Origin of the sequence: Pseudomonas sp. SbOxS1 (assembly GCF_013416725.1) — a bacterium.
Taxonomy (GTDB): Bacteria; Pseudomonadota; Gammaproteobacteria; order Pseudomonadales; family Pseudomonadaceae; genus Aquipseudomonas.
Window position 1 is genome coordinate 113,505 of sequence record NZ_JAAVXC010000023.1, and the last position, 12,090, is coordinate 125,594.

General features: G+C 54.2%; 11 protein-coding genes. 7 read left to right on the forward strand and 4 right to left on the reverse strand.

The window, feature by feature from the left end; translation table 11 throughout:
• Nucleotides 1-31: 31 nt before the first annotated feature.
• Entirely contained in the window at nt 32-1,570 is a 1,539-nt protein-coding gene (locus tag HFK74_RS19325) for an amino acid racemase (RefSeq protein WP_180204860.1), read from the reverse strand.
• A 10-nt stretch (nt 1,571-1,580) separates the two neighbouring features.
• Nucleotides 1,581-2,867 (reverse strand): dicarboxylate/amino acid:cation symporter, encoded by a 1,287-nt coding sequence (locus tag HFK74_RS19330; protein WP_180204911.1) that lies wholly within the window; start codon nt 2,865-2,867, stop codon nt 1,581-1,583.
• Nucleotides 2,868-3,096: 229 nt separating this feature from the next.
• Between HFK74_RS19330 and HFK74_RS19335 the strand changes: the two genes are divergently transcribed.
• From HFK74_RS19335 to HFK74_RS32990, 6 genes are all read left to right on the forward strand, one after another.
• Complete coding sequence (locus tag HFK74_RS19335; RefSeq protein WP_180204861.1) at nt 3,097-4,026, forward strand: LysR substrate-binding domain-containing protein; 930 nt, start codon at nt 3,097-3,099, stop codon at nt 4,024-4,026.
• A gap of 379 nt (nt 4,027-4,405) precedes the next feature.
• Entirely contained in the window at nt 4,406-5,491 is a 1,086-nt protein-coding gene (locus HFK74_RS19340; RefSeq protein WP_180204862.1) for an isocitrate/isopropylmalate dehydrogenase family protein, read from the forward strand.
• Nucleotides 5,484-6,410 (forward strand): ketopantoate reductase family protein, encoded by a 927-nt coding sequence (locus tag HFK74_RS19345; protein WP_180204863.1) that lies wholly within the window; start codon nt 5,484-5,486, stop codon nt 6,408-6,410. The genes HFK74_RS19340 and HFK74_RS19345 overlap by 8 nt, the downstream gene beginning before the upstream one ends.
• A gap of 93 nt (nt 6,411-6,503) precedes the next feature.
• Complete coding sequence (locus HFK74_RS19350; RefSeq protein ID WP_180204864.1) at nt 6,504-7,823, forward strand: MFS transporter; 1,320 nt, start codon at nt 6,504-6,506, stop codon at nt 7,821-7,823.
• A 40-nt stretch (nt 7,824-7,863) separates the two neighbouring features.
• Nucleotides 7,864-8,676 carry a GntR family transcriptional regulator gene (locus tag HFK74_RS19355; protein WP_180204865.1) on the forward strand — a complete coding sequence of 271 codons (813 nt, stop codon included), beginning with the start codon at nt 7,864-7,866 and terminating at the stop codon, nt 8,674-8,676.
• Between the two features lie 182 nt (nt 8,677-8,858).
• Nucleotides 8,859-9,647 carry a 2-keto-4-pentenoate hydratase gene (locus HFK74_RS32990; protein WP_218953739.1) on the forward strand — a complete coding sequence of 263 codons (789 nt, stop codon included), beginning with the start codon at nt 8,859-8,861 and terminating at the stop codon, nt 9,645-9,647.
• A 151-nt stretch (nt 9,648-9,798) separates the two neighbouring features.
• Here HFK74_RS32990 and HFK74_RS19365 read toward each other — a convergent pair whose 3' ends face one another.
• Entirely contained in the window at nt 9,799-10,254 is a 456-nt protein-coding gene (locus tag HFK74_RS19365; protein ID WP_180204866.1) for a VOC family protein, read from the reverse strand.
• A gap of 351 nt (nt 10,255-10,605) precedes the next feature.
• Here HFK74_RS19365 and ilvA point away from each other — a divergent pair, with 351 nt between their 5' ends.
• On the forward strand, nt 10,606-11,619 hold the full coding sequence (gene ilvA, locus HFK74_RS19370; protein ID WP_180204867.1) for a threonine ammonia-lyase, biosynthetic: 1,014 nt from the start codon (nt 10,606-10,608) through the stop codon (nt 11,617-11,619).
• On the opposite strand, the gene HFK74_RS19375 is transcribed toward ilvA, so the two are convergent.
• On the reverse strand, nt 11,611-11,985 hold the full coding sequence (locus HFK74_RS19375; RefSeq protein WP_180204868.1) for a hypothetical protein: 375 nt from the start codon (nt 11,983-11,985) through the stop codon (nt 11,611-11,613). The genes ilvA and HFK74_RS19375 overlap by 9 nt on opposite strands.
• Between the last annotated feature and the right edge of the window lie 105 nt (nt 11,986-12,090).

Below are 12,090 nucleotides of genomic sequence, written 5' to 3' on the forward strand. Positions count from 1 at the left end.
ATTTATTCCCGAAGGTCATATAAGAGCAGACCTATCGCTTCGGGAGGGGTTCGGTAGAGGTAGAAGTAATCGGCAAGCCAGCTGGCTGACCAGGCTTTAGCGTATTTTCTCGGGCAAGCTCAATGCACTTCAATGCCAAAATGGTTGTCGGGTCAACCAATGCGACCTCATGATTCTTGATCATGCAGGATTCGCTATGCTCCAGCACCAGAGGTAGCTCCGTGCATCCCAGGATCAGCACATCAGCGCCCAGTTCACATAAGTGCTCTGCGGCGATTAGGAGCTGGTCTTTGCATATACCCTCTGTGAAACCTGCTTTGATCCCGTGATCTCCGTATATCGATTCCATCACCAACGCTTGGTAGTCCACACCGGGGGTAATTATTTGAAGCCCGGCTAGCCTCGCTGCCTCATGGTAAACCTGACTTTTGATTGTGCCGGACGTAGCGAGCAGCCCGACGGTTTTACCAGCACCGTAACGCTGCACGATGGCTTCAACGGTCTCTGTCAGCATATTCACAATGGGTACACGTAAATGCGCCTGGATGCGCTCTACAAATGCGTGAGCGGTATTGCATGGAATCGCAATGGCATTGGCACCCGAGCTTTCAAGTCGCTTGCATGTTGCGTACATCGCCATCGTCGGATCGGTTTCGTCATACAGTAGGTTGGCGGTGCGATCAGGGATTTGGGGATTCTGTTCCACCACCATTTTGATGTGTTCCTGATCGCGACCTGCCGGTGTATGCGCAACGACCTTGCCCATGAAGTCGACAGTTGCCGCTGGCCCAACGCCGCCCACTATCCCAAGCTTGAAAGGTGGGCGGGTCGATTGGCCTTTCTCCAAGGTGGCGAAAGCGGCATAGATCTCGTTGATATCCAGTACAGTGAGACCACGCCGTTGCAGATCACCACAAACCAATGAGAGCTCAGTCATGCCAGGCAAGATGATTGTGGCTCCCTGATCCTGAAGCGACAGGCAGGCCTGATAGACACATTCGAGCGGCACACCGTCAAGGTATCCATCCTTGATACCGTTAACCCCGTACATGGCGCCCATCAACCCGGATTGCTTGTTATCGCTGGGATAAACGAGCTTGAAGTCATTGCCGAAATAGCGCTCAAACAGTCCTGAGTGCCGAACATAGTCAGACGCGATGATCCCCAACGTACTGCCGCGTTCAGCGACATGATCCACGTGCTTTCGTAGCGCCGCCATCATATCCAGAACGGGTATGCCAATTTCCTCCTGGATCTCCTCACGAAAGGTGTGACTGGCAAAACAGGGCAGTACAACTGCATTGACCTCGCTGGCCTCGAATGTCTGGCAAACCTGGAAAACATAGAACTTTCTGGAGGTCATGCTGGTTCCCCGATCCAGGGGCATCAGGACGTCCTTGAAGGGGTGTTGCTCAAACAGGAAGTGATAGCGGCCTTGATCCTCCAAAACCGCTCGGGACTTCACCAGCTTGTAGAAAAGATCGCCGCCGGCCAGTGAACCAAGTCCGCCGACGATACCTAGTTTGCGAGCAAACGATGACTGGCTGGACGGCTTCGATTTACCTTTCATGTCTATGCTCTCAAGCGGTGGCTACAGTGGGGGTTGGGAGCGCAGATGTGGTGCCTGGCGCGTCTTCAGCCTCTTCATGTGGTTCTGACTTGGCAACCACAGCCGTCGCGATGCTATTGCCAACCACGTTGGTGGCAGTCCTGGCCATGTCAAGGAATTGGTCAATGCCGAGGATCAATAAAATGCCGGCTTCGGGAAGATTGAACATGGGTAACGTAGCCGCCACCACAACCACCGATGCTCGGGCTACACCTGCCATTCCCTTGCTGGTGATCATCAGCGTCAGCAAAATGAGTAGTTGCTGTGTGAAGCTCAAGTCGATGTTGTAGGCCTGGGCAATGAACATGATGGCGAACGCCTGGTACATCATCGAGCCATCAAGGTTGAATGAATACCCCAACGGAAGGACGAAGCTGGATACGCGCTTCGGTGCGCCAAATTTCTCCAATGCTTCCATGGTTTTTGGATACGCGGACTCGCTACTGGCAGTGGAAAATGCCAACAGAACCGGTTCGCGGATGAGCTTGCCCAGGGTAAACACTGAGCGCCCCAGGAACAGGTAGCCGGCAGCGAACAACACGCACCACAGAATCACGATGCCCAGGTAAAACTCGGCAATCAATTTTCCGTAATCGACTATCAAACCGAGGCCTTGGGTAGTGATGGCCGATGCGATGGCTGCGAAGACGCCTATTGGCGCGAAAGCCATAACGAAGTCCGTGACCTTGAACATCACCTTGGCCAGCTCTTCGATGCCATCGACAATCGTTGTGTAACCGGCCCGCTTCACACCCGCCAAGGCAAACCCGAAGAACAACGAGAACACCACGATTTGCAGGATTTCGTTGTTGGCCATTGCTTCAGCAATGCTGCGGGGAAACACGTGACTGATGAAAACCTTGAGGCTGAAATCCCCGGTGTTCACCACGGGGCTCGCCGCGTGCTGGACGACCTCCATGTTCAGCCCTGCACCGGGTTGGAACAGGTTCACCAGTCCCATGCCGATTGCCAGCGATATCACCGAAGCGGTAACGAACCAGGCCATGGCTCGCAGGCCAATGCGCCCAACGGAGCGAGAGTTTCCCATGCTGGCAATGCCGCCGACCAAGGTGGCGAACACGAGAGGCGCGATGATCATCTTGATCATGCGTAAAAATATATCGGTGACCATCGAGAAGTAAGACGCGATCTCTTTGGCGCTTTGTTCGCTCCCTGCGAAGTGGTGGCACGCCCAACCGACAAGCACGCCTAAGGCGATGCCAATTGCGATCCGACGTGGAAGTTTATTTTTCTTCACGGAGCTTTCCTCAAGTGGTTTTTTTGCTTTTTTTACTTGGCAGGAGACAAGTGTCATTCGGTCGAAGCTCTGTGGCCTCGCTCCAACGTTTTCGATTCTAGGGTCGGGCCTGGAAGGGCGTGATGAGTAATCCCGATAGCCCCATGCGCTTTTGGAATAGTTTTCGAATCTGCTGCTTGCTCCTCACTGGCCCGCAGTAAACTGCCCATTCGGGACATGAGGTGTCGGTATGCAAATCAAATGGCTGGATGACCTTCTGGCGGTCGCGGAGTGGAAGAATTTTTCTCGGGCTGCGGAGGTTCGTTGTGTGACCCAGTCGGCTTTGTCGAGGCGTATAAAGTCACTTGAAGAATGGGTAGGTGCGGAGTTGGTCGATCGTGGCACCTATCCTGTCCAACTGACCTCTGCTGGCCGCACATTTTGTGAAGAAAGTCGCGAGGCATTGGCGGGGTTAATGAGGCTGCGCTCAAGCCTTCGCGAGGTAGAGCGGATGCCAGGGCGATCCATCCAGGTCACTGCCGGCCACAGTCTGTCGATGACATTCCTGCCGAAATGGCTGAAGCAATTTCAGCAGCACAATGAGCAATTCAATGCGCGGGTCGTTGCCGCCAACATCCACGACGCGGTCATATCTCTGGAGGAGGGGAGTTGTGATCTGATGATTGTCTATCATCACCCCTTGGCGCCCATTCTTCTCGATTCGGAAAAGTTCGGGAGTTTGACCTTGGGTCATGACGCGTTCATTCCTGTGTGCGCACCTGACAGCGAAGGGAATCCGCTGTATCCCTTACCGGGTACCTCCAGCAAGACAGTTCCGCACCTCGCTTATACAGCCACGACTTTTCTAGGTCGCGTTGCCGACATCGTCATAAAGAATGGCCCGACTGCATGCATGTTGGAGCGGTGCTACGAGGCGGATATGACGATGCTACTGATGCGAATGGCAGTCGAGGGTTATGGGGTGGCATGGTTGCCACAAAGCGCTGTCGTAGACGAGCTTCAGCGAGGACAGTTGGTAAAAGCGGGTGGTGATGAATGGAGCACGCGACTGGAGATACGCTCCTACTGCTCCATTACGAATGAGAACCCTACGATGCGCAGCTTGTGGAAAACCCTCGAAGGAGCCTCCCGCGATCTCCATGGCAAAACGGCCAGTTGATCGGAGCTCCAAAGCTCGAAACGCACCCCTCAAGTATGGGTAATGTCCTCCATCTGTCTTTGGAGCGGCGATTCATTTCTCTTCGAGACCTTCGGTACCGGGCTCGTTCCTGCCGTCACACTGCATCTGATTTGATCAGAAGTTACTCATCCTGGCAGACGAATGAATGACAGATCTTTAGCAAACCGTTCATCGTTTTTGAAGAGGTGATGAAGTGCTGGGGGCGTGACTTTCTCGGCCAAAAGTCTCTATCTCGGCCATTTCGCACGACTGTAGGGCGTAGTTCCTTGAAATTTATCTTGCGTGCATCACTTGCATGCAAGTGATTTGGAGCGTAAAAAGGAGCCACACAACAACAAACCACCACAGAGGTTGAATCATGTCGCGCTCCTACGAAATTGCCCTGCTCCCAGGTGATGGCATTGGCCCGGAAGTGATGGACTCCGCTCTGGCAGTACTCAAACAAACTGCCCAGTTGGATGACCTGAACTTCACCTACACCGAATACGAAGCAGGCGCGAACTACTACCAGAAGTCTGGTATGTCGATTTCGCCAGAGTCGATGGAAGCTGTCGGTAAAGCGGATGCAGTGCTCCTAGGAGCGATGGGTCTTCCAAGTGTCCGCAAACCTGATGGAACCGAGATCGCCCCACAGATCGATATGCGTGAGCATTACGGTCTGTTTGCAAGCCTGCGCCCTTGCCACCTGCTGGAAGGTGTTCCAACCCGCACCAAAGCGACTGACGTGAAAATGCTGGTCATCCGCGAGCTGACCGAGGGTCTGTTTGCTGGTCGCCATGATGTTCAACCAGATAGTGATGAGTCGATGAGTGATCGTCTGACCATTACTCGTGCTACCAGCGAAAAGTTGTTCGAACTGGCGTTCGATCAGGCCAAACAACGTCGCGCCAAGTACGGCACTCCGGGCCACGTGACACTGTTGGACAAGGCAAACGTACTGCGTAGTAACGCGTTTCTGCGCAAGGTGTTCGACGACGTTGCAAAACGTCACCCGAGCATCGGTAGCGACCGCATCTACATCGACGCAGGTTCGATGATGTTTGTAACCAATCCTGAGCGCTACGACGTTGTCGTCACTGAAAACGTCTTCGGGGACATCACTTCAGAAATCGCTGCGGGTGTAGTGGGTGGTTTGGGTGTAGCCCCATCGGCTGACGTGAGCGCGACTCACGCCGTCTTCCAGCCAAGCCACGGCACCGCGCCTGACATTGCTGGCAAGGGTATTGCGAACCCGGTGGCAATGATTCTGTCCACCGTTATGATGCTTGAGTGGCTCTCCGAGAAACACCAAGATCTTTATCTGCTGGCTGCTTCCAAACGCATCCGTTCCGCAACAGAAGCTGCACTGAAAGATGGCGTGCTGACTGGTGACCTGGGCGGCAAAGCAAGCACCTCTGACGTCACTTCCGCAATCATCGAGCGTTTGGAGCAATTCAATGGCTAAGGTAGCGATTGTCGGCTGTGGCGCCATGGGATCGGTATATGCCGGCCTTATGAGCGACGTCGGTCATGAAGTGCACGCGGTCACACTGTGGGAAGACCACGTCGCCGCCATCAATGAGAATGGTATTCGCGTGGAAGGCGCGAGCGGCGACCGGACTGTTCGTCTCGCCAGTGCCTCTACCACCACTGAAGGTATTGGCATCTGCGATCTGGTCATCATTGCGACCAAATCCTTTGATGTTGAAGCTGCCGCTGAAGCGTCCTTGCCGCTGATCGGTGAAGATACCGTTGTCCAGACCCTGCAGAACGGTCTCGGCTCCTCGGAGCGCGTCGCACCTATCGTAGGTGAGGATAAGCTCGCAATTGGTGTCGTTGGTGGGTTCGGCGCATCACGCCGCGCTCCTGGTCACGTGCATCACAACGGGATGGAAATCACCTGGTTCGGGTCATATGCCGGTCTGTCACGTGAAGCGCTCAAGCGTTCTACCGATATCTGGGAATCTGCGGGCTTCAAGGTAAAACACTTTGATGACACACAACAGATGATCTGGGAAAAGTTGATCATGAACGTCACTTTCTCCGGTTCTACCTGTTCGACAGGTTTGTCCATCGGAGAAGTCATGGCCAATCCGAATGCATGGGCCATTGCTGAAGGCTGTGCTCGGGAAGCCATCGCGGTTGCCAAGGCACTGAACGTCAACCTGGACGTCGGTGACCCCTTAGAGCACATCCGCGAACTGGGTGGAAAGATCCCTAATGCACGTCCTTCGATGCTGCTGGATCACACCGCTGGCCTGCGTGGTGAGGTGGATGTAATCAACGGCTCAATCAGCCGCTTGGGCAAGACGGTAGGCGTGCCTACTCCCGTCAACGACACTCTGGTTAACCTGATCAAGGCCCGAGAGTCGAAGTTCAAGTAAGCGTTGTGATTAGCCCGTTCTCGCTCCACGAACAGCGAGAGCGGGCAGCCTTGCTGCAAGCGACCGACCTATAAAAACAATGAGGCGATCCCCATGAAAGCTATATCCGAAACTACACCTTCGGTGCGCACGGTTGAAGACTTTGAAGCGGCACTAATGCGCAAAGTGAAATTGCGCATTATTCCTCTGATCGTAATTTGCTATTTGTTCGCTTGGTACGACCGTATCAATATCAGTTTTGCCAAATTTCACATGCAATCAGACCTGGCTCTAAGTAACACGGCATATGGTCTTGGAGCTTCACTTTTCGTCGTCGGTTACGTTCTCTGCGAAGTTCCTAGTAACTCCATTCTCTACCGTGTTGGCGCCCGCAAATGGATTGCGCGCATTATGGCCACATGGGGTATCGCGACCGCGTGTATGGTATTCGTAGAGACAGAAACTCAGTTCTACATTGCCCGGTTCATCATCGGCGCGGCAGAGGCTGGTTTCGCTCCAGGTATTCTGTACTACCTCTCCACTTGGTTCCCAGCTAAACAGAAAGGACGCGTAAGCTCGCTTCTCTACATTGCATTGGCTGCGTCTGGGATCATTGGCGCTCCGATCTCTGGCTTCATTCTGGGTAACTTTGACGGAGTGGCTGGCTTCGCAGGCTGGCATTGGCTGTTTCTGTTGGGCGGTATCCCATGCCTGATCCTGGCTTTCTTGGTGCTCAGAACTTTCGTCGATCGTGTAGAGGATGCGAAGTTCCTGACTGATGAGGAGAAGGTACACCTTCGTTCGCTGTTGGATAAAGACGCCAAGACTGCTGAAAGCCATACGTTGCTGGCTGCTATCAAATCTCCGGCGTTCATTCTGTTGGCACTTGTCTACTTCCTGGTACAGAACGCTTCCTACGCAATGAACTTCTGGATGCCTCAGATGATTCGTAGCGCCGGTTTCGACGATGCGATGACCATCGGCTGGTTGACGGCGCTCCCTTATCTGTTGGGTGGTGTATGCATGTTGATTCTTGGTGCATATGCAGACCGCCTGGGTAACCGCAGAGTTGTGTTTAGCGGCTGCATGCTAGTCACCTTCGTTGGTTTTCTGGGGGCAGCGTACTTCGCGACTCAGCCTGTGTACCTCATGATCAGCCTCACCATCATGGGTATCGGCATCCTGACGACCATTCCAACCTTCTGGACGCTACCGCAGAAGATAGTCACGGGTTCTGGTGCCGCAGCAGGTATTGCGTTGATCAACTCCTGCGGTCAGCTCGGCGGGGTGGTGAGCCCTCTGATGATCGGCAAAATCACCGATGTCACAGGAAGCACAACTTTAGCTCTGTATCTAATTGCCGGCTTGTGTGTGATTTGCTCTGCGCTGTTGTTCTTCGGTGCGCCCGAGTCCCTGAGACGCAAGGAAGTCTAACGAAATACGCATGCAGGTATGTGATGGCGAGGGAGTTGAAATGTTGACGGAGCTGCTTGGTAAGCCCGATGATTGGAAATATGGCGTCCTTTCCGGGCGCCAGATGACCCAAGACGAAGGTAACATGGAAGCACTGGTAACCGAGAAGGTAGGCAAAGAGCTCCCGCTGAGCGATGTAGCCTATAAAAAGATCAAGGACGCCATCTTGGTCTGCGCTCTGGCACCGGGCTCCAAGCACTCCGAGCAGCAATTGGCCGCGTACCTCGATTTCAGTCGTACGCCTGTTCATCAAGCAGTCGTTCGGCTTGAACAGGAAGGTTGGCTGACGTTCTTGCCGCGCAAGGGGGTGGCTATTTCTACTGTTACGGCAGAAGAGATGGCCCACGTTTATGAAATCCTTATGAGCCTGGAATCCCTGGGTGTTGTCCGACTGGCTTCACGCCCTAAAGATATAGACGACGGTGTCGATTTGCAGCTTGAGCAAGCTCGGCTTGACGGCGAAAAGGCATTGGAAAACCACGATTTGCAGGGCTGGGCTCGTGCTGATGACAGGTTCCATACGCTTTTTGTCGACAGCAGCGGTAACCCACTCTTGTCTCGTCTTGCTGCGAATGTCCGGGAGAAGGCGCATCGAGCACGTCTACTGACTTTGGACAAGCGTCCACTGCCTCTGAGATCCAATCAGGATCATAAGGAGATTCTGGATGCAATTATCCGTCGTGAACCGGAATTGGCGCGAGCTGCGTTGGAAGCTCATCGCACTCGCGGAATGAACACACTGCTGCCGATCTTGCAGGATTTGCAGTCTCCACGTGATCAACTGCATCAGTTTTTTGCTGAGAAAACCAATTAATCCAGACGCTCGATGAGCTACAGTGGCGAGGGCACGTCTTCGTTCTTCAGCGGCCGTTCTCGTAAGCTTTGCAGTGCGTAACTTTAATGGTGGTGCTCAGTTTAAAGCTAATAAAAACATGGTGTCTTCATTAGTGTTAAAGGCATATTTCTGCCTGGACGCTCAGTAATCTAGGACTTCCGATGACATTCAAAAGCTTCGATCCCGCTGCCCCAGCGCGGCTCATTCTCGACTCTTGGCGTAGCGGTCAGCACATGGATTCTCTGCCTGCGGATGTCAGGCCCGAATCTTTAGACCAAGGTTACGAGGCTCAGGAGCAACTGTTCAGCATAGCGGGTGGTGAAAGAGCTGGCTGGAAGCTGGGTGTTGGCAGTCCGGCAGGAATGCGCTTGGCGAACCTGGATCGACCTCTGGTTGGACAGCTCGAACGTGCCCGCCTTCATGCTAGTGGAGTGAGACTGCAGATGCCGTCAGACGCACCTGTGACGATTGAGTGTGAGGTCGCTTTCATCCTGGATCGTGATGTGTCCCCGCAACGTGGTAAGGCGCCAGAGGCCGCTGATTTTCGCGCTACCACCATCACTTTTGAAGTCGTTCGCTCCCGGTTTACAGATAGAAAGACGGTCGGCTGGCCAAGCTTCACTGCAGACAACGTTGGATTTGAGGCCCTTGTTGTCGGGGAGCCGATCTGCGCAGGCATTGATGAGGATCTGGTGCGTAGTCTTCCTCACTCGGTGGTCGTGTATTTGGATGGCGAGCCCAAGGCGAAGGGGCTTTTTGGGGATCCCGCCACAGATCCATTTAATTCGCTTTCTGCTCTGTACGAACATGCTGCCGAGCGAGGCTATACCCTCAGAGAGGGGGATATCATCTCCACGGGAGCGATGTGCGAGCCCTTCGACTTAGCGGCGTCGGGAGAGCACCATGTGTCGGTGACTTACCTCGGTAAATCACTCGAGTTCTTCGTCTAATCAGGTGCCGCTTGAATGGAGAGCTTGAGAGGGCAGGGGTGATTACTAAGAAGGGCAGCGCTACTACGGAAAGCGGTACCTCATTGGAAAGCATTAGCCATTTCAGGGCGCGCCTTGCACTCACAAAGCCCGCACCCACTGCAGAATTTTCTTAGGAAAACGCAGCCTCGATAAATGCCTCTAGCGCTTTATCTTCCAGTATCTCAATAGAGAAGTGCCCAAAGCGTTTGGGCAACCAAATGATGCGTGCCCCAGACGGGGATTGCAGGTTCGCACGAGCCAATGGCTTTCCATTTTCGTCTTCTGGCTGAACACCGGCGGCCATCAATTCGTCATAGGCTTTCTCAATGTCCGGTGTCGAGTAGCAGTGGCGGTAAATCATCCCTTCACCGGACGTATCCAATAGCGCTTTCAGATTCCCCGCCAACGGCTGTACCAGCATGAAACGCTCTTGGCCCATCAGCGCAATCGCGTAGCGCACATGCAGACCACCTCGTTCCCAGACGAGGGTTTTGGAGATCCTGGCGTTAAGTACCTGCGCGTAGTAAGCACAGGCTTCGTCGAGATTCTTGACCAGTACATCTACGTGACTGAATTTCAGATCCATTTGCAGTCCTCCTGTTGAAACGGCGTCCATGGTAAACACGCCATAACGGTTTCCTCTTTGCACTGATTGTGAGCCAGGCGTCAAGTATCTGGGCGACGGATTTAATGTTTCTTTTCCCGGGACAACAAACAGGGCGTATGACAGCCGAGGCTTGTGGAGTTTGGCTGTTGACTTGCAATCAGCAGCCAGCTAATTTCTGAGCATGACTTCCATCGTATTGCGCTGTCAGCCAAGCATTATTACCGCCATTCCTCATTTGGCGGGCTAGCTCACGACTGCAGCACCCAACCCGCCCTAGAGGCGGGTTTTCATTTTCTGTCTCGGGGCTCTGATCAATGTCAGGAGACGATCATGCCCAGCACACGCGACCAACAAACCCTACTTGAGCAGTACGTCAAAAAGATCCTCGCCGCGCCGGTGTACGAACTGGCCGTGCATACGCCCCTGCAGCCGGCACCCGCATTATCCTTGGCATTGGGTAACCAGATCCTGCTCAAGCGCGAAGATCTGCAACCGACCTTTTCCTTCAAGATTCGTGGCGCCTACAACAAGCTGGTTAACCTGAGCGATGAGCAAAAAACGCGCGGCGTGATTACCGCGTCCGCCGGCAACCATGCCCAGGGCGTGGCACTGGCGGCTCGGGAGTTGGGCATCGAGGCAACCATCGTAATGCCCGCTACAACGCCAGAGTTGAAGGTGGGCGGCGTGCGCAGTCGCGGTGCCGAGACGCTGCTGCACGGAGAAAGTTTTCCGTTTGCCTTATCTCATGCGCTAGAACTGGCAAGCCAAACCGGCAAAACTTTTGTTTCGCCTTTCGATGATCCGGATGTCATAGCCGGGCAGGGCACGGTCGCCATGGAAATTCTGCGTCAGCATCAAGGGGCGCTGGATTCCATCTTTGTTCCGGTAGGCGGTGGCGGTTTGATCGCCGGCATCGCGGCTTACGTCAAATACTTGCGGCCAGAGGTGCGCATCATTGGCGTCGAGTCGGAACATTCAGCCTGTTTGTACGCAGCCCTACAGGCCGATGATCGAGTGGTGCTGCCGAGTGTGGGCACCTTTGCCGATGGTGTTGCGGTTGCACAGATCGGCGCACACGGATTTGAGGTGTGCAGGTTTTGCGTCGACGAGGTACTGACTGTCAGTAACGATGAGCTTTGCATTGCGATGAAGAATATCTACGACGATACGCGCTCTATCACTGAGCCTTCTGGCGCTCTGGCCGTTGCTGGCATCAAGAAATACGTTGCGCGAACAGGTGTGCGGGATCAGGCACTGATCGCGATCGACTCCGGTGCCAATATCAATTTCGACTCTTTACGGCATGTGGCCGAACGCGTCGCATCGAGTGAGGCGTCAGCGTAACTGTTCAAGCCGCTTATCGGGCTTGCTTGGCGGCAAGTTCGGCGTCGAGTGAAGCGTCAGCCAGACGGCCCGCAGAATGTTGATCGCGGCCATATTCAGGTGTTGTTCGGCGGCGTGCAGGGCCAGTTCGGCTGTCAGGCGCTTGTCGGCAGCACTGAGGTGCGCCGTTTTGTGGGTCATGTCCGCATCGACGTTGGCCAACAGCCCCTGGAGTTCCTGCACCGCCTGATCCGATGCCTGACGCATGTCCGCGAGCAGACGGCTGGCTTCGGCAGGCGTCATGGCCAAGGCGCGGACACTGCGAAAAGTCAGGCGGGCGGGCAAGGTGGCCAAACTGAAACCCGTCGAAATCAACTTGCCAATCATGCGAACAACTCCTGTAAACGAGTGTTTCAGCAGCGTATCAGAGTAAATCGCAAAAAAAATGTCTGCTCATCGCTTGCCAGAATCAATCCTGCGCGGGTTCAGCGA

What these genes read in the sequence shown, in the direction of transcription:
- HFK74_RS19325 (WP_180204860.1), bottom strand. Translation starts at nt 1,570, where the DNA reads ATGAAAGGTAAATCGAAGCCGTCCAGCCAGTCATCGTTTGCTCGCAAA.
- HFK74_RS19335 (WP_180204861.1), top strand. Translation starts at nt 3,097, where the DNA reads ATGCAAATCAAATGGCTGGATGACCTTCTGGCGGTCGCGGAGTGGAAG.
- HFK74_RS19340 (WP_180204862.1), top strand. Translation starts at nt 4,406, where the DNA reads ATGTCGCGCTCCTACGAAATTGCCCTGCTCCCAGGTGATGGCATTGGC.
- HFK74_RS19345 (WP_180204863.1), top strand. Translation starts at nt 5,484, where the DNA reads ATGGCTAAGGTAGCGATTGTCGGCTGTGGCGCCATGGGATCGGTATAT.
- HFK74_RS19350 (WP_180204864.1), top strand. Translation starts at nt 6,504, where the DNA reads ATGAAAGCTATATCCGAAACTACACCTTCGGTGCGCACGGTTGAAGAC.
- HFK74_RS19355 (WP_180204865.1), top strand. Translation starts at nt 7,864, where the DNA reads ATGTTGACGGAGCTGCTTGGTAAGCCCGATGATTGGAAATATGGCGTC.
- HFK74_RS32990 (WP_218953739.1), top strand. Translation starts at nt 8,859, where the DNA reads ATGACATTCAAAAGCTTCGATCCCGCTGCCCCAGCGCGGCTCATTCTC.
- HFK74_RS19365 (WP_180204866.1), bottom strand. Translation starts at nt 10,254, where the DNA reads ATGGATCTGAAATTCAGTCACGTAGATGTACTGGTCAAGAATCTCGAC.
- ilvA (WP_180204867.1), top strand. Translation starts at nt 10,606, where the DNA reads ATGCCCAGCACACGCGACCAACAAACCCTACTTGAGCAGTACGTCAAA.
- HFK74_RS19375 (WP_180204868.1), bottom strand. Translation starts at nt 11,985, where the DNA reads ATGATTGGCAAGTTGATTTCGACGGGTTTCAGTTTGGCCACCTTGCCC.